This is a genomic window from Pseudomonas sp. VS40, assembly GCF_018587885.1.
Lineage (GTDB): Bacteria > Pseudomonadota > Gammaproteobacteria > Pseudomonadales > Pseudomonadaceae > Aquipseudomonas > Aquipseudomonas pergaminensis.
Genome location: NZ_JAGYWD010000016.1, coordinates 12,591 through 26,044 on the forward strand (window position 1 = coordinate 12,591; position 13,454 = coordinate 26,044).

Here is a 13,454-nt window from a genome sequence, read left to right on the forward strand (position 1 = left end):
CGATTAACCCTCTACACGCAGCATGTAGTAAGCCTTGTTGATCATCCCGCGATTCTCGGGAGTATCCTGGACTTCTACAGTGTGACCGATGCGACGCAGACCCAGACCTTTAACGCACAGTTTGTGGTTAGGGATGCGGCCGGTCATGCTTTTGATCAGCGTTACTTTAACGGTAGCCATGATCAGAAGATCTCCTTGACAGTCAGGCCACGCTTGGCAGCGATGGACTCAGGAGATTGCATAGCTTTCAAACCTTTGAAAGTGGCGTGAACCACGTTTACCGGGTTAGTCGAGCCATAGCACTTGGCCAGAACGTTCTGAACGCCAGCAACTTCGAGGACAGCACGCATAGCGCCGCCAGCGATGATACCGGTACCTTCAGAAGCAGGCTGCATGTACACCTTCGAAGCGCCATGGGCGGACTTCATTGCGTACTGCAGAGTGGTGCCGTTCAGATCAACTTGGATCATGTTGCGACGAGCAGCTTCCATTGCCTTCTGGATCGCAGCAGGCACTTCACGTGACTTGCCACGGCCGAAGCCAACGCGCCCTTTACCATCACCAACCACGGTCAACGCGGTGAAAGTGAAGATACGGCCGCCTTTAACGGTTTTGGCTACGCGGTTAACTTGAACCAGCTTCTCAATGTAGCCTTCGTCGCGCTTTTGGTCGTTATTTGACATAACTTAGAACTCCAGCCCAGCTTCACGAGCAGCATCAGCCAGCGCTTTCACGCGACCGTGGTACTTGAAGCCAGAGCGGTCGAAAGCCACTTGCGAGACGCCAGCGGCCTTAGCACGCGTAGCGACCAGCTGGCCAACCTTTGTGGCCGCGTCGATGTTGCCAGTGGCACCATCACGCAGTTCTTTATCCAAAGTCGAGGCGCTTGCCAGGACTTTGTTGCCGTCGGCCGAGATGACCTGGGCGTAGATGTGCTGCGACGAGCGGAACACGCAGAGACGCACGACTTCGAGTTCGTGCATTTTCAGGCGTGCTTTGCGAGCGCGACGCAGTCGAGTAACTTTTTTGTCGGTCATTTGCTATGCCCTACTTCTTCTTGGCTTCTTTACGACGGACGACTTCGTCCGCGTAGCGCACACCTTTGCCTTTGTACGGCTCTGGTGGACGGAAGTCGCGGATCTCAGCGGCCACTTGACCTACCAGCTGCTTATCGATGCCCTTGATCAGGATATCGGTCTGGCTAGGGGTCTCAGCAGTGATGCCCGCTGGCAGTTCGTAATCCACAGGGTGCGAGAAGCCAAGGGCCAGGTTCAAAACCGTGCCTTTTGCTTGCGCTTTGTAACCAACACCGACCAGCTGGAGCTTACGCTCGAAGCCTTGGCTTACGCCTTGGACCATGTTGTTTACCAACGCACGCGTGGTACCGGCCATTGCGCGAGTTTGTTGATCGCCATTGCGAGCAGCGAAACGCAGCTCACCAGCTTCTTCAACGATCTCAACGGACGAATGGATGTTCAGTTCAAGAGTACCCTTGGCACCCTTCACCGAAAGCTGTTGGCCTGCGAATTTGACTTCGACACCGGCTGGCAGCTTAACGGGGTTCTTAGCGACGCGAGACATGCTTATCCCCCCTTAGAACACAGTGCAAAGAACTTCGCCGCCGACACCGGCAGCGCGCGCAGCACGATCCGTCATCACACCTTTGTTGGTGGAGACGATAGACACGCCCAGACCGCCACGAACTTTCGGCAGATCTTCAGCGGACTTGTACTGACGCAGGCCTGGACGGCTAACGCGCTTCACTTCCTCGATGACCGAACGGCCTTCGAAGTACTTCAGCTCGATGGACAGCAGTGGTTTGGTTTCGCTGCTGATCTGATAACCCGCAATGTAGCCTTCGTCTTTCAGGACTTTGGCAACAGCTACCTTCAACTTGGAAGATGGCATGCTTACGACGGACTTTTCAGCCATCTGGGCATTACGGATACGAGTTAGCATGTCCGCTAACGGGTCCTGCATACTCATGGGCTAGACGCTCCTAATACAAAAAAATTAGCCTTGCGGCTACATATGTCGCCGAGAATCTCCGGGCATAGAAAACACGGGCTCAGGCGAGCCGGGTATTCTAGACACACTCCGGAAATGAAACAAGCCCCAAAAGGGGCTTGTTCCAGATTCAAGGTCACCGGTGGTCGTTATCTTGCGATGCCGACCACCTGGACTCTGAAAGTACTTACCAGCTGGCTTTAACCAGACCTGGTACGTCACCACGCATTGCCGCTTCACGCAGTTTGTTACGGCCGAGGCCGAACTTGCGGTAAACGCCGTGTGGACGACCGGTCAGGCGGCAGCGGTTACGCATGCGCGAAGCGCTTGCGTCACGTGGCTGCTTCTGCAGAGCTACTGTAGCTTCCCAACGCGCTTCTGGACTTGCGTTCAGATCAACGATGATTGCTTTCAGTGCTGCACGCTTCTTGGCGTACTTGGCAACCGTGAGCTGACGCTTCAGCTCGCGGTTTTTCATGCTCATCTTGGCCATGGTCCTACTCCAATCAGTTGCGGAACGGGAATTTGAAAGCACGCAACAGGGCGCGACCTTCATCATCGTTCTTGGCAGTGGTGGTCAGGGTGATGTCCAGACCGCGGAGAGCATCGATCTTGTCGTAGTCGATTTCCGGGAAGATGATCTGCTCTTTCACGCCCATGCTGTAGTTACCACGACCATCGAAGGACTTGGCATTCAGGCCGCGGAAGTCGCGAACCCGAGGCAGGGAGATCGACAGCAGACGATCCAGGAATTCGTACATACGCTCACGGCGCAGAGTCACTTTGACGCCGATCGGCCAACCTTCACGGACTTTAAAGCCAGCGATGGATTTCCGAGCGTAAGTCACAACGACTTTTTGACCGGTGATCTTTTCCAGGTCAGCAACAGCGTGCTCGATGACTTTTTTGTCGCCGATCGCTTCGCCCAGACCCATGTTCAGGGTGATTTTGGTGACGCGCGGAACTTCCATCACGTTCCCGAGCTTAAGTTCTTCCTTAAGCTTGGGGGCGATTTCCTTCCGGTAAATCTCTTGTAGTCGTGCCATGGTCTTATCTACCTAGCAGTGTTCAAGCATCAACCGCTTTTTGGGTCGACTTGAAGACACGAATTTTCTTACCGTCTTCTACTTTGAAACCAACGCGGTCAGCCTTGTTGGTTTCGCCGTTGAAGATGGCGACGTTAGAAGCGTGCAATGGCGCTTCTTTCTCGACGATACCGCCCTGTACGCCCGACATCGGGTTAGGCTTGGTATGACGCTTGACCAGGTTCAGACCACCAACGACCAGACGGTCGTCAGCGAGAACCTTCAGCACCTTACCGCGCTTACCTTTGTCTTTGCCGGCGATCACGATGATCTCGTCGTCACGACGAATCTTTTGCATGTCGGATCTCCTTACAGCACTTCTGGGGCGAGCGAGACGATCTTCATGAACTTCTCAGTACGAAGTTCACGGGTCACTGGCCCAAAGATACGGGTGCCGATCGGCTCTTGCTTGTTGTTCAGAAGAACAGCAGCGTTGCCATCAAAGCGGATAATGGAGCCATCAGCACGGCGTACGCCGTGACGAGTGCGGACTACAACAGCAGTCATCACTTGGCCTTTTTTCACTTTACCGCGAGGAATTGCTTCCTTCACGGTAACTTTGATGATGTCACCGATACCAGCGTAACGACGATGGGAGCCACCCAGCACCTTGATGCACATAACACGGCGAGCGCCGCTGTTATCGGCCACATCGAGCATGGATTGAGTCTGAATCATATAATTTCTCCGACCCCTAGTCCTTAGACTTCCACAGCGCGTTCGAGAACATCAACCAGTGCCCAAGACTTGGTCTTGGCCAGCGGACGAGTTTCACGAATAGTGACTTTGTCGCCGATGTGGCACTGATTGGTTTCGTCGTGCGCGTGCAGCTTAGTCGAACGCTTAACATATTTACCGTAGATCGGGTGCTTAACGCGACGCTCGATCAGAACGGTGATGGTTTTGTCCATCTTGTCGCTGACAACACGGCCAGTCAGCGTACGGACAGTCTTTTCGGCTTCAGCCATGATCACTTACCTGCCTGCTGGTTGAGCACAGTCTTCACGCGAGCGATGTCACGCTTAACTTGCGAGAGCAGATGAGACTGCCCCAACTGGCCAGTTGCTTTCTGCATACGCAGATTGAACTGGTCGCGCAGCAGGCCGAGCAGTTGCTCGTTCAGCTGCTGTGCGGATTTTTCACGAAGTTCATTCGCTTTCATCACATCACCGTCCGTTTAACAAAGGAGGTGGCGAGCGGCAGCTTTGCAGCAGCCAGGGCGAAAGCCTCACGCGCCAGCTCTTCAGAAACACCCTCGATTTCATACAGGACTTTGCCTGGCTGAATCTGGGCTACCCAGTATTCCACGTTACCCTTACCTTTACCCATCCGAACCTCGAGAGGTTTTTTGGAGATCGGCTTGTCCGGGAATACACGGATCCAGATCTTGCCGCCACGTTTTACGTGACGGGTCAGAGCACGACGCGCTGACTCGATCTGACGAGCGGTGAGACGACCACGAGCTACAGACTTCAGCGCGAACTCGCCGAAGCTGACTTTGCTACCGCGCTGAGCCAGACCACGGTTGTGGCCTGTCATCTGCTTGCGGAACTTCGTACGCTTAGGTTGCAACATTTGGCGTACCCCTTACTTAGCAGCTTTTTTACGAGGCGCTGGTGCTTGTGGTTTCAGTTCTTCTTGGCGACCACCAATTACTTCGCCTTTGAAGATCCAAACCTTTACACCGATCACACCGTAAGTGGTGTGAGCTTCGTAGTTGGCATAGTCGATGTCGGCACGCAGGGTGTGCAGTGGCACACGACCTTCGCGATACCATTCAGTACGTGCAATTTCAGCACCGCCGAGACGACCGCTCACTTGGATTTTGATGCCCTTGGCACCAATGCGCATGGCGTTCTGTACGGCGCGCTTCATAGCGCGACGGAACATTACGCGACGCTCCAGCTGCTGAGCTACGCTCTGCGCAACCAGCATACCGTCGAGCTCCGGCTTGCGGATCTCTTCGATATTGATGTGCACAGGCACACCCATTTGCTTGGTCAGGTCCTGACGCAGTTTCTCAACATCTTCACCTTTCTTCCCGATAACGATACCTGGACGAGCGGTGTGGATGGTGATACGTGCAGTTTGCGCCGGACGATGGATATCGATACGGCTTACGGACGCGCTTTTTAGTTTGTCTTGGAGATACTCACGCACCTTCAGATCAGCGAACAAATAGTCCGCATAAGTCCGACCGTCTGCGTACCAGACGGAGGTGTGCTCCTTGACGATTCCCAGGCGAATGCCAATGGGATGTACTTTCTGACCCATCTCTTCGACTCCGTTACTTGTCAGCAACCTTGACAGTGATATGGCAAGACCGCTTGACGATGCGATCAGCACGGCCTTTGGCACGTGGCATGATGCGCTTCAGCGAACGCCCTTCGTTGACGAAAACGGTGCTGACCTTCAGGTCATCAACGTCTGCGCCTTCGTTATGCTCGGCGTTGGCTACGGCCGACTCCAGCACTTTCTTCATGATCTCGGCGGCTTTCTTACTGCTGAAAGCCAACAGGTTGAGCGCTTCGCCCACCTTCTTCCCGCGGATCTGGTCGGCGACCAAGCGGGCTTTCTGGGCGGAGATTCGAGCGCCCGACAACTTAGCGGCTACTTCCATTTCCTTACCCCTTAACGCTTGGCTTTCTTGTCTGCCACGTGCCCACGATAAGTGCGGGTACCGGCAAACTCGCCTAGTTTGTGGCCGACCATGTCTTCGTTCACAAGAACTGGGACGTGCAAGCGACCGTTGTGTACAGCGATGGTCAGACCGACCATTTGTGGCAGGATCATCGAACGACGCGACCAGGTCTTAACTGGTTTGCGATCGTTCTTTTCCGCCGCCACTTCGATCTTCTTCAGTAGGTGAAGATCAATAAAAGGACCTTTTTTCAGAGAACGTGGCACTGTCGTATCCCTCTATTTACTTGCGACGACGGACGATCATTTTGTCGGTACGCTTATTACCACGAGTCTTCGCGCCCTTAGTCGGGAAGCCCCATGGAGATACCGGATGACGACCACCAGAGGTACGACCTTCACCACCACCGTGTGGGTGGTCAACCGGGTTCATGGCAACACCACGAACGGTTGGGCGAACGCCACGCCAGCGTTTGGCACCAGCTTTACCCAGCGAACGCAGGCTGTGCTCGGAGTTCGAGACTTCGCCCAGGGTCGCGCGGCATTCAGCCAGCACTTTACGCATCTCACCAGAACGCAGACGCAGGGTCACGTAGACACCTTCACGAGCGATCAGCTGAGCCGAAGCACCAGCGGAACGAGCGATTTGCGCGCCTTTACCTGGCTTCAATTCGATGCCGTGTACGGTGCTACCAACTGGAATGTTGCGCAGTTGCAGAGCGTTGCCCGGCTTGATCGGTGCCAAAGCACCTGCGATCAGCTGGTCGCCAGCGCTCACGCCTTTAGGGGCGATGATGTAGCGACGCTCGCCATCTGCGTACAGCAGCAGAGCGATGTGAGCAGTACGGTTTGGATCGTATTCGATACGCTCGACAGTGGCAGCGATGCCATCTTTGTCGTTGCGACGGAAGTCGACCAGACGATAATGCTGCTTATGGCCACCACCGATGTGACGAGTGGTAATGCGACCATTGTTGTTACGACCACCAGACTTCGATTTTTTCTCGAGCAGCGGTGCGTGAGGAGCGCCTTTATGCAGCTCCTGGTTGACCACCTTGACCACAAAACGGCGGCCAGGGGAAGTCGGTTTGCATTTAACGATTGCCATGATGCACCCCTTCCTTACTCAGCACTGCTGCTGAAATCGAGATCTTGGCCTGGCTGAAGGGAGATAACTGCCTTCTTCCAGTCATTACGCTTGCCCAGACCGCGAGCAGTGCGCTTGCTCTTACCCAGAACATTCAGGGTAGTAACACGCTCTACTTTCACGCTGAACAGGCTTTCGACGGCCTTCTTGATTTCCAGCTTGGTTGCGTCAGTTGCAACCTTGAAAACGAACTGGCCTTTCTTGTCAGCCAGAACCGTAGCCTTTTCGGAAACGTGCGGGCCAAGCAGAACTTTAAATACGCGTTCCTGGTTCATCCCAGCAGCTCCTCGAATTTCTTCACGGCCGACACGGTGATCAACACCTTGTCGTATGCGATCAGACTAACTGGATCGGAACCTTGCACGTCACGTACATCAACGTGTGGCAGGTTGCGAGCAGCCAGGTACAGGTTCTGATCAACAGCTTCAGACACGATCAAAACATCGGTCAGGCTCATGTTGTTCAGTTTGCCCAGCAGATCTTTGGTTTTCGGGCTTTCAACAGCGAAGTCCTGAACCACGACCAGACGGTCAGTACGCACGAGTTCAGCAAGGATGGAGCGCAGAGCTGCGCGGTACATCTTCTTGTTGAGCTTCTGCGAGTGATCCTGAGGACGAGCTGCGAAAGTGGTACCGCCGCCACGCCAGATTGGGCTACGGATGGTACCGGCACGAGCACGGCCAGTGCCTTTCTGACGCCAAGGGCGCTTACCGCCACCACGTACGTCGGAACGGGTCTTTTGCTGCTTGCTACCTTGACGGCCGCCGGCCATGTAGGCCACGACTGCTTGGTGAACCAGCGTCTCGTTGAATTCGCCGCCAAATGTCAGTTCGGAAACTTCGATCGCTTGAGCGTCATTTACATTTAATTGCATGTCAGCTTCCCCTTAACCGCGAGCCTTGGCCGCTGGACGTACAACCAGGTTGCCGCCAGTAGCGCCAGGAACAGCACCCTTGACCAACAACAGATTGCGTTCAGCGTCGACGCGCACTACTTCGAGGGACTGCACGGTCACGCGCTCAGCGCCCATATGACCGGACATTTTTTTGCCCTTGAATACACGACCAGGAGTCTGGCACTGGCCAATAGAGCCCGGGACGCGGTGGGAAACGGAGTTACCGTGAGTGTTGTCTTGGCCACGGAAATTCCAACGCTTGATCGTACCCTGGAAGCCTTTACCTTTGGACTGACCGGTTACATCAACCAGTTGACCAGCGGCGAAGATTTCAGCGTTGATCAGATCGCCAGCCTGGTAGTCGCCGTCTTCAAGACGGAACTCCATAACAGTACGACCAGCTGCAACGTTTGCTTTAGCGAAGTGACCTGCTTGAGCAGCAGTCACGCGCGAAGCACGACGCTCGCCGACAGTGACTTGCACTGCACGATAGCCATCGGTTTCTTCAGTTTTGAACTGGGTGACGCGATTCGGCTCGATCTCAATGACCGTGACCGGAATGGAGACACCTTCTTCGGTGAAAATACGGGTCATACCGCATTTACGACCGACTACACCAATAGTCATGTTGTAAACCTCATGAGTGTACGGGGCTTTCACCCGCTATGGCCGCCCATTTCAGAGCGTTACACGACTAAGACCCAAGTCTTAGCCGAGGCTGATCTGTACTTCCACACCGGCCGCCAGATCGAGCTTCATAAGTGCATCAACGGTTTTATCCGTTGGCTGGACGATGTCCAGTACGCGCTTATGAGTACGGATCTCGTACTGGTCACGCGCGTCTTTGTTGACGTGCGGGGAGACCAGAACGGTGAACCGCTCTTTACGGGTAGGCAGTGGAATTGGACCACGCACTTGAGCACCAGTACGTTTCGCGGTTTCCACGATTTCCTGGGTGGATTGGTCGATCAGGCGATGGTCAAAAGCCTTCAACCTGATACGGATTTGCTGATTTTGCATTGGATTTCAGACTCCGGCTGCTATTCCCACCGGGCGCAATGCGCCCGTTAAAAGGAGGCGCAATTCTATAGACGCCCCCGATAGGTGTCAACCCAATAAAAAAGGCCCCCGCTAAGCGGGGGCCTTCTCAAAAAAACCGAGCTATCTCAGAAGAGATAATTACTCGATGATTTTAGCTACAACGCCAGCACCAACGGTACGGCCGCCTTCGCGAATAGCGAAACGCAGACCGTCTTCCATTGCGATGGTTTTGATCAGGGTAACAGTCATTTGAATGTTATCGCCTGGCATTACCATTTCAACGCCTTCTGGCAGTTCGCAGTTACCGGTCACGTCAGTAGTACGGAAGTAGAACTGCGGACGGTAGCCTTTGAAGAACGGAGTGTGACGACCGCCTTCTTCCTTGCTCAGAACGTAAACTTCTGCGGTGAACTTGGTGTGCGGCTTGACCGAACCTGGCTTAACCAGAACCTGGCCACGCTCAACGTCGTCACGCTTGGTACCACGCAGCAGAACGCCGCAGTTCTCGCCAGCACGACCTTCGTCGAGCAGCTTACGGAACATTTCAACACCGGTGCAGGTGGTGACGGTGGTATCACGCAGACCAACGATTTCCAGTGGATCTTGAACGCGAACGATACCGCGCTCGATACGACCAGTCACAACAGTACCGCGACCGGAGATCGAGAATACGTCTTCGATTGGCATCAGGAACGGCTTGTCGGTCAGACGAACTGGCTCTGGGATGTAGCTGTCCAGAGTTTCAACCAGTTTACGAACGGCAGTAGTGCCCATTTCGTTGTCGTCTTTGCCTTCCAGAGCCATACGAGCAGAACCGATGATGATCGGAGTGTCGTCACCTGGGAAGTCGTAAGTGCTCAGCAGATCGCGCACTTCCATCTCAACCAGTTCCAGCAGCTCAGCGTCGTCTACCAGGTCAGCCTTGTTCAGGAAAACCACGATGTACGGAACGCCTACCTGACGGGACAGCAGGATGTGCTCACGGGTTTGTGGCATCGGACCATCAGCGGCCGAGCAAACCAGGATCGCGCCGTCCATCTGGGCAGCACCAGTGATCATGTTCTTCACGTAGTCAGCGTGACCCGGGCAGTCAACGTGAGCGTAGTGACGAATAGTCGAGTTGTACTCAACGTGAGCGGTGTTGATGGTGATACCACGAGCTTTTTCTTCTGGTGCGCTGTCGATCTTGTCGAAGTCAACACGAGCCGAACCGAAAACTTCGGAGCAGACGCGAGTCAGAGCAGCGGTCAGAGTGGTTTTACCGTGGTCAACGTGGCCGATGGTGCCAACGTTTACGTGCGGTAGGGAACGATCAAATTTTTCTTTAGCCACGACAATTAACTCCTTGCCTAAAGGACTGAATCAGCCTTGTTTTTTGGATACAGTTTCAGCGATGTGCGCCGGAGCTGTGTTGTATTTTTTGAATTCCATAGAGTAGCTTGCGCGACCCTGGGACATGGAGCGAACGTCGGTCGCATAACCGAACATCTCACCCAACGGAACCTCGGCGCGAATCACTTTGCCGGAAACCGTGTCTTCCATACCCAAAATCATGCCGCGACGACGGTTAAGGTCGCCCATGACATCACCCATATAGTCTTCAGGTGTAACAACTTCTACCGCCATGATTGGCTCAAGCAACTCACCACCGCCCTTCTGGGCCAGTTGCTTGGTTGCCATGGAAGCAGCCACCTTAAACGCCATCTCGTTGGAGTCGACGTCGTGGTAAGAACCGTCAAAAACGGTTGCTTTCAGGCCGATCAGCGGATAGCCGGCAACAACACCGTTCTTCATCTGCTCTTCGATACCCTTCTGGATAGCCGGGATGTATTCCTTAGGAACCACACCACCAACTACTTCGTTCACGAATTGCAGACCTTCCTGACCTTCGTCAGCAGGAGCAAAACGGATCCAGCAGTGACCGAACTGACCACGACCGCCGGACTGACGAACGAACTTGCCTTCGATTTCACAGTTCTTCGTGATGCGCTCACGATAGGAAACCTGAGGCTTACCGATGTTGGCTTCGACGTTGAACTCACGGCGCATCCGGTCAACCAGGATGTCCAGGTGCAACTCGCCCATGCCGGAGATGATCGTTTGACCAGTCTCTTCATCAGTTTTGACGCGGAAAGATGGATCTTCCTGAGCAAGTTTACCCAGAGCGATACCCATTTTTTCCTGGTCATCCTTGGTCTTAGGCTCTACGGCAACCGAAATAACCGGCTCCGGGAAGTCCATGCGAACCAGGATGATTGGCTTGGCAGCGTCGCACAAAGTCTCACCAGTGGTGACGTCCTTCATGCCGATCAGGGCCGCGATGTCACCAGCGCGCACTTCCTTGATCTCTTCACGGGCGTTTGCGTGCATTTGCACCATACGACCCACGCGCTCTTTCTTGCCTTTAACCGAGTTGATCACGCCGTCGCCGGAGGCCAACACGCCCGAGTAAACGCGGACGAAGGTCAAAGTACCCACGAATGGGTCGGTTGCGATCTTGAACGCCAGAGCCGAGAACGGCTCGCTGTCATCGGCGTGACGCTCCATCTCTTCTTCCTCGTTATCCGGGTTGGTACCCTTGATAGCAGGAATGTCGGTTGGAGCCGGCAGGTAGTCGATAACGGCGTCGAGAACCAGGGGAACACCCTTGTTCTTGAAGGAAGAACCGCAAACAGCCAAGACGATCTCACCAGCGATAGTACGCTGACGCAGAGCAGCCTTGATTTCCACGTTGGTGAGTTCTTCACCTTCGAGGTACTTGTTCATCAGCTCTTCGCTGGCTTCGGCGGCAGCCTCAACCATGTTGTTGCGCCACTCGTCAGCCAGCTCCTGCAGTTCTGCAGGGATAGGCTTACGAACAGGCACCATGCCTTTGTCGGAATCATTCCAGTAGACCGCTTCCATGTTGATCAGATCGATCTGACCCTGGAAGTTATCTTCGGAACCGATAGCCAATTGGATTGGCACCGGAGTGTGACCCAGACGCTGCTTGATCTGACCGATCACGCGCAGGAAGTTGGCACCAGCACGGTCCATCTTGTTTACATAAACAAGACGTGGAACGCCGTACTTGTTGGCTTGACGCCATACGGTTTCCGACTGAGGTTCAACACCCGAGGTACCGCAGAACACAACGACAGCGCCGTCGAGTACGCGCAGGGAACGTTCAACTTCAATGGTGAAGTCTACGTGGCCTGGGGTATCGATTACGTTGAAGCGATGCTCGTCTTTGTACTGCTTCTCGGAACCTTTCCAGAAGGCGGTAATAGCAGCAGAAGTAATGGTAATACCACGCTCCTGCTCCTGAACCATCCAGTCTGTGGTCGCGGCGCCGTCATGCACCTCGCCCATTTTGTGACTTTTGCCGGTGTAAAACAGTACGCGCTCGGTGGTGGTGGTTTTACCAGCATCCACGTGAGCAACGATACCGATGTTACGGTAGCGGCTAATCGGAGTAGTACGAGCCATAAAGCCCTCGCAAAATTAGTGAAGCTAAGATTAGAAGCGGTAGTGCGAGAAAGCTTTGTTAGCTTCAGCCATACGGTGCACGTCTTCACGCTTCTTAACAGCAGCACCTTTACCTTCAGCAGCGTCCAACAGCTCGCCGGCCAAACGCAGAGCCATAGACTTCTCGCCGCGCTTACGGGCGAAGTCTACCAACCAGCGCATTGCCAGAGCGTTACGACGGGACGGACGAACTTCAACCGGAACCTGGTAAGTAGCACCGCCTACACGGCGCGACTTCACTTCGACCAGCGGAGCGATGGCGTCGAGAGCTTTCTCGAAGATTTCCAGGGGGTCGCTGTTCTTGCGTTCTTTAACCTTTTCCAGCGCGCCATAAACGATACGCTCGGCAACGGCTTTCTTACCGCTTTCCATCACGTGGTTCATGAACTTGGCCAGGATTTGGCTTCCGTATTTTGGATCGTCAAGCACTTCGCGCTTGGCTGCTACGCGTCTTCTTGGCATGGATAAGCCCTCAAACGGTCTTCAGGTTCGTTCGGAATCGGTGCCCTTGCGGGACGCCTCCGACCTTACTCTTATCGACTCAGAAAATAAGATGATTCAGTTTTACAAAAAGCCGCTACTACTTAGGCTTCTTGGTACCGTACTTCGAACGACCCTGGTTACGACCTTTAACGCCGGAAGTATCCAAGGAGCCGCGTACGGTGTGGTAACGAACACCTGGCAAGTCTTTTACACGACCGCCGCGGATCAGTACCACGCTGTGCTCTTGCAGGTTGTGACCTTCACCACCGATGTACGAGGAAACCTCGAAACCATTGGTCAGGCGCACACGGCATACTTTACGCAGTGCCGAGTTAGGTTTTTTCGGCGTAGTGGTATACACGCGAGTGCATACGCCACGACGTTGCGGGCAGTTCTGCAGCGCAGGTACGTCGGACTTCTCGACGATACGCTTACGCGGCTGACGTACCAGCTGGTTGATAGTTGCCATCTACTAGCTCCACTGTTGTCTTGCGACGCTATTGTCTTGCAAGAAAAGCAAAATGGCAGGAACGAATTCCCGCCAAATTTAGGGGTACAAGAGTCTAAAGAGGATCTTGTCCCCAGTCAAGGCAAGGCCCCGACCTCCCCTCTCATCGAACCGGGGCAAAAATGCCTCGATCCGACGAAT

The 13,454-nt window shown here is 54.3% G+C and carries 24 protein-coding genes; all 24 read right to left on the reverse strand.

Features of this window, described 5'->3' with window-relative positions; translation table 11 throughout:
- Positions 1 to 3 precede the first annotated feature (3 nt).
- Positions 4 to 180, reverse strand: a complete 177-nt coding sequence (gene rpmD, locus KHP07_RS28870) for a 50S ribosomal protein L30 (RefSeq protein WP_003176408.1) — start codon at positions 178 to 180, stop codon at positions 4 to 6.
- Between the two features lie 2 nt (positions 181 to 182).
- Complete coding sequence (rpsE, locus tag KHP07_RS28875) at positions 183 to 683, reverse strand: 30S ribosomal protein S5 (protein ID WP_003176409.1); 501 nt, start codon at positions 681 to 683, stop codon at positions 183 to 185.
- A 3-nt stretch (positions 684 to 686) separates the two neighbouring features.
- Positions 687 to 1,037 (reverse strand): 50S ribosomal protein L18, encoded by a 351-nt coding sequence (gene rplR, locus KHP07_RS28880; RefSeq protein WP_003186037.1) that lies wholly within the window; start codon positions 1,035 to 1,037, stop codon positions 687 to 689.
- Positions 1,038 to 1,047: 10 nt separating this feature from the next.
- Positions 1,048 to 1,581, reverse strand: coding sequence for a 50S ribosomal protein L6 (gene rplF / locus KHP07_RS28885; protein ID WP_003194640.1), 534 nt, complete (start codon positions 1,579 to 1,581; stop codon positions 1,048 to 1,050).
- A gap of 12 nt (positions 1,582 to 1,593) precedes the next feature.
- Entirely contained in the window at positions 1,594 to 1,986 is a 393-nt protein-coding gene (rpsH, locus tag KHP07_RS28890; protein ID WP_010566853.1) for a 30S ribosomal protein S8, read from the reverse strand.
- A 208-nt stretch (positions 1,987 to 2,194) separates the two neighbouring features.
- Positions 2,195 to 2,500, reverse strand: coding sequence for a 30S ribosomal protein S14 (rpsN, locus tag KHP07_RS28895; protein ID WP_003176414.1), 306 nt, complete (start codon positions 2,498 to 2,500; stop codon positions 2,195 to 2,197).
- A 13-nt stretch (positions 2,501 to 2,513) separates the two neighbouring features.
- Positions 2,514 to 3,053, reverse strand: coding sequence for a 50S ribosomal protein L5 (rplE, locus tag KHP07_RS28900; RefSeq protein ID WP_003194642.1), 540 nt, complete (start codon positions 3,051 to 3,053; stop codon positions 2,514 to 2,516).
- Between the two features lie 22 nt (positions 3,054 to 3,075).
- Entirely contained in the window at positions 3,076 to 3,390 is a 315-nt protein-coding gene (gene rplX, locus KHP07_RS28905) for a 50S ribosomal protein L24 (RefSeq protein WP_007896770.1), read from the reverse strand.
- An 11-nt stretch (positions 3,391 to 3,401) separates the two neighbouring features.
- Positions 3,402 to 3,770: a 50S ribosomal protein L14 gene (gene rplN / locus KHP07_RS28910; RefSeq protein ID WP_002555479.1), complete on the reverse strand. Its 369-nt coding sequence runs from the start codon at positions 3,768 to 3,770 to the stop codon at positions 3,402 to 3,404.
- A 23-nt stretch (positions 3,771 to 3,793) separates the two neighbouring features.
- Positions 3,794 to 4,060, reverse strand: coding sequence for a 30S ribosomal protein S17 (gene rpsQ / locus KHP07_RS28915; protein ID WP_003176419.1), 267 nt, complete (start codon positions 4,058 to 4,060; stop codon positions 3,794 to 3,796).
- A gap of 2 nt (positions 4,061 to 4,062) precedes the next feature.
- Entirely contained in the window at positions 4,063 to 4,254 is a 192-nt protein-coding gene (gene rpmC / locus KHP07_RS28920) for a 50S ribosomal protein L29 (RefSeq protein ID WP_002555481.1), read from the reverse strand.
- Positions 4,254 to 4,667, reverse strand: coding sequence for a 50S ribosomal protein L16 (gene rplP / locus KHP07_RS28925; RefSeq protein WP_003176421.1), 414 nt, complete (start codon positions 4,665 to 4,667; stop codon positions 4,254 to 4,256). The genes rpmC and rplP overlap by 1 nt, the downstream gene beginning before the upstream one ends.
- Before the next feature lie 12 nt (positions 4,668 to 4,679).
- Complete coding sequence (rpsC, locus tag KHP07_RS28930; protein ID WP_003176422.1) at positions 4,680 to 5,366, reverse strand: 30S ribosomal protein S3; 687 nt, start codon at positions 5,364 to 5,366, stop codon at positions 4,680 to 4,682.
- Between the two features lie 13 nt (positions 5,367 to 5,379).
- Positions 5,380 to 5,712: a 50S ribosomal protein L22 gene (gene rplV / locus KHP07_RS28935; RefSeq protein ID WP_003103908.1), complete on the reverse strand. Its 333-nt coding sequence runs from the start codon at positions 5,710 to 5,712 to the stop codon at positions 5,380 to 5,382.
- An 11-nt stretch (positions 5,713 to 5,723) separates the two neighbouring features.
- Entirely contained in the window at positions 5,724 to 5,999 is a 276-nt protein-coding gene (gene rpsS / locus KHP07_RS28940) for a 30S ribosomal protein S19 (protein WP_003232420.1), read from the reverse strand.
- A gap of 16 nt (positions 6,000 to 6,015) precedes the next feature.
- A complete protein-coding gene (gene rplB, locus KHP07_RS28945; RefSeq protein WP_003186055.1) occupies positions 6,016 to 6,840 on the reverse strand; it encodes a 50S ribosomal protein L2 in 825 nt (274 codons plus the stop codon).
- Positions 6,841 to 6,854: 14 nt separating this feature from the next.
- Entirely contained in the window at positions 6,855 to 7,154 is a 300-nt protein-coding gene (gene rplW, locus KHP07_RS28950) for a 50S ribosomal protein L23 (protein ID WP_002555488.1), read from the reverse strand.
- Entirely contained in the window at positions 7,151 to 7,753 is a 603-nt protein-coding gene (rplD, locus tag KHP07_RS28955) for a 50S ribosomal protein L4 (protein ID WP_003176424.1), read from the reverse strand. Before rplD ends, rplW begins: the two co-directional genes overlap by 4 nt.
- 12 nt (positions 7,754 to 7,765) lie before the next feature.
- Complete coding sequence (gene rplC, locus KHP07_RS28960) at positions 7,766 to 8,401, reverse strand: 50S ribosomal protein L3 (protein WP_003194649.1); 636 nt, start codon at positions 8,399 to 8,401, stop codon at positions 7,766 to 7,768.
- An 81-nt stretch (positions 8,402 to 8,482) separates the two neighbouring features.
- Positions 8,483 to 8,794 carry a 30S ribosomal protein S10 gene (gene rpsJ / locus KHP07_RS28965; protein ID WP_003186070.1) on the reverse strand — a complete coding sequence of 104 codons (312 nt, stop codon included), beginning with the start codon at positions 8,792 to 8,794 and terminating at the stop codon, positions 8,483 to 8,485.
- A gap of 159 nt (positions 8,795 to 8,953) precedes the next feature.
- Positions 8,954 to 10,147, reverse strand: coding sequence for an elongation factor Tu (tuf, locus tag KHP07_RS28970; protein ID WP_010206920.1), 1,194 nt, complete (start codon positions 10,145 to 10,147; stop codon positions 8,954 to 8,956).
- 30 nt (positions 10,148 to 10,177) lie between these two features.
- Entirely contained in the window at positions 10,178 to 12,283 is a 2,106-nt protein-coding gene (fusA, locus tag KHP07_RS28975) for an elongation factor G (RefSeq protein ID WP_010206921.1), read from the reverse strand.
- Positions 12,284 to 12,313: 30 nt separating this feature from the next.
- Positions 12,314 to 12,784, reverse strand: coding sequence for a 30S ribosomal protein S7 (gene rpsG, locus KHP07_RS28980; protein ID WP_002555493.1), 471 nt, complete (start codon positions 12,782 to 12,784; stop codon positions 12,314 to 12,316).
- A 118-nt stretch (positions 12,785 to 12,902) separates the two neighbouring features.
- Positions 12,903 to 13,274 carry a 30S ribosomal protein S12 gene (rpsL, locus tag KHP07_RS28985; RefSeq protein WP_002555494.1) on the reverse strand — a complete coding sequence of 124 codons (372 nt, stop codon included), beginning with the start codon at positions 13,272 to 13,274 and terminating at the stop codon, positions 12,903 to 12,905.
- Positions 13,275 to 13,454 lie beyond the last annotated feature (180 nt).

What these genes read in the sequence shown, in the direction of transcription:
- rpmD (WP_003176408.1), bottom strand. Translation starts at nt 180, where the DNA reads ATGGCTACCGTTAAAGTAACGCTGATCAAAAGCATGACCGGCCGCATC.
- rpsE (WP_003176409.1), bottom strand. Translation starts at nt 683, where the DNA reads ATGTCAAATAACGACCAAAAGCGCGACGAAGGCTACATTGAGAAGCTG.
- rplR (WP_003186037.1), bottom strand. Translation starts at nt 1,037, where the DNA reads ATGACCGACAAAAAAGTTACTCGACTGCGTCGCGCTCGCAAAGCACGC.
- rplF (WP_003194640.1), bottom strand. Translation starts at nt 1,581, where the DNA reads ATGTCTCGCGTCGCTAAGAACCCCGTTAAGCTGCCAGCCGGTGTCGAA.
- rpsH (WP_010566853.1), bottom strand. Translation starts at nt 1,986, where the DNA reads ATGAGTATGCAGGACCCGTTAGCGGACATGCTAACTCGTATCCGTAAT.
- rpsN (WP_003176414.1), bottom strand. Translation starts at nt 2,500, where the DNA reads ATGGCCAAGATGAGCATGAAAAACCGCGAGCTGAAGCGTCAGCTCACG.
- rplE (WP_003194642.1), bottom strand. Translation starts at nt 3,053, where the DNA reads ATGGCACGACTACAAGAGATTTACCGGAAGGAAATCGCCCCCAAGCTT.
- rplX (WP_007896770.1), bottom strand. Translation starts at nt 3,390, where the DNA reads ATGCAAAAGATTCGTCGTGACGACGAGATCATCGTGATCGCCGGCAAA.
- rplN (WP_002555479.1), bottom strand. Translation starts at nt 3,770, where the DNA reads ATGATTCAGACTCAATCCATGCTCGATGTGGCCGATAACAGCGGCGCT.
- rpsQ (WP_003176419.1), bottom strand. Translation starts at nt 4,060, where the DNA reads ATGGCTGAAGCCGAAAAGACTGTCCGTACGCTGACTGGCCGTGTTGTC.
- rpmC (WP_002555481.1), bottom strand. Translation starts at nt 4,254, where the DNA reads ATGAAAGCGAATGAACTTCGTGAAAAATCCGCACAGCAGCTGAACGAG.
- rplP (WP_003176421.1), bottom strand. Translation starts at nt 4,667, where the DNA reads ATGTTGCAACCTAAGCGTACGAAGTTCCGCAAGCAGATGACAGGCCAC.
- rpsC (WP_003176422.1), bottom strand. Translation starts at nt 5,366, where the DNA reads ATGGGTCAGAAAGTACATCCCATTGGCATTCGCCTGGGAATCGTCAAG.
- rplV (WP_003103908.1), bottom strand. Translation starts at nt 5,712, where the DNA reads ATGGAAGTAGCCGCTAAGTTGTCGGGCGCTCGAATCTCCGCCCAGAAA.
- rplB (WP_003186055.1), bottom strand. Translation starts at nt 6,840, where the DNA reads ATGGCAATCGTTAAATGCAAACCGACTTCCCCTGGCCGCCGTTTTGTG.
- rplW (WP_002555488.1), bottom strand. Translation starts at nt 7,154, where the DNA reads ATGAACCAGGAACGCGTATTTAAAGTTCTGCTTGGCCCGCACGTTTCC.
- rplD (WP_003176424.1), bottom strand. Translation starts at nt 7,753, where the DNA reads ATGCAATTAAATGTAAATGACGCTCAAGCGATCGAAGTTTCCGAACTG.
- rplC (WP_003194649.1), bottom strand. Translation starts at nt 8,401, where the DNA reads ATGACTATTGGTGTAGTCGGTCGTAAATGCGGTATGACCCGTATTTTC.
- rpsJ (WP_003186070.1), bottom strand. Translation starts at nt 8,794, where the DNA reads ATGCAAAATCAGCAAATCCGTATCAGGTTGAAGGCTTTTGACCATCGC.
- fusA (WP_010206921.1), bottom strand. Translation starts at nt 12,283, where the DNA reads ATGGCTCGTACTACTCCGATTAGCCGCTACCGTAACATCGGTATCGTT.
- rpsG (WP_002555493.1), bottom strand. Translation starts at nt 12,784, where the DNA reads ATGCCAAGAAGACGCGTAGCAGCCAAGCGCGAAGTGCTTGACGATCCA.
- rpsL (WP_002555494.1), bottom strand. Translation starts at nt 13,274, where the DNA reads ATGGCAACTATCAACCAGCTGGTACGTCAGCCGCGTAAGCGTATCGTC.